Here is an 833-nt window from a genome sequence, read left to right on the forward strand (position 1 = left end):
GTCCCGCCAAGCGCATGGCGCTTTCCGCCGGTAACGACCTTCGCCCCTTTTCCAAGGGCGTCAGCAACATGATCCTCGACCTTCGCCACGGCGTCCTGATCGATCAGGGGCCCGATCAGAATACCGGGTTCGGTGCCTTCACCAACGGAGAGGCTCTCGACCCTCTTGGCCAGCTTTTCCGCGAAGGCATCGTACACGCCGGCCTGGACATAGATCCGGTTGGAGCACACACAGGTCTGTCCGGCATTGCGGTACTTCGATACGATCGCGCCCTCGACAGCAGCATCCAGATCGGCGTCATCGAAAACGATGAAGGGCGCGTTGCCGCCAAGTTCCAGTGACAGCTTCTTGATCGTCGGGGCCGATTGCGCCATCAGCAGACGACCGACTTCAGTCGATCCGGTAAAGGAGATCTTTCGCACCGTGTCGCTTTCGGTAAACACCTTGCCGATATCGCGTGCGGCGCCCGTAACCACTTGGAAGACACCGGCGGGAACGCCCGCTTCTTCGGCGAGAACACCCAGAGCAAGTGCGGTGAGTGGCGTCTGTTCAGCCGGTTTGACGATCATCGTGCAGCCTGCGGCAAGCGCCGGGGCCGCCTTGCGGGTGATCATCGCGGCCGGGAAGTTCCATGGCGTGATCGCGGCGCAGACACCGATCGGCTGCTTCAGGATGGTAATGCGCTTGTCGGTGGTCGGCGAAGGAATGGTATCACCATAAACACGTTTGGCTTCCTCCGCGAACCATTCCACGAAAGATGCCGCATAAACGGCTTCGCCCCTTGCTTCCGCAAACGGCTTTCCCTGCTCGGCAGTCATCAACGCACCAAGATC

Annotated in this window: 1 protein-coding gene; it reads right to left on the reverse strand. The window is 60.5% G+C overall.

What is annotated here, in order from left to right; translation table 11 throughout:
- A partial coding sequence (locus tag DOU54_RS12835) for an aldehyde dehydrogenase family protein (protein WP_146617356.1) occupies positions 1–833 on the reverse strand: 833 nt, incomplete at both ends.

Origin of the sequence: Agrobacterium sp. MS2 (genome assembly GCF_003261015.1) — a bacterium.
Taxonomy (GTDB): Bacteria; Pseudomonadota; Alphaproteobacteria; order Rhizobiales; family Rhizobiaceae; genus Agrobacterium; species Agrobacterium pusense.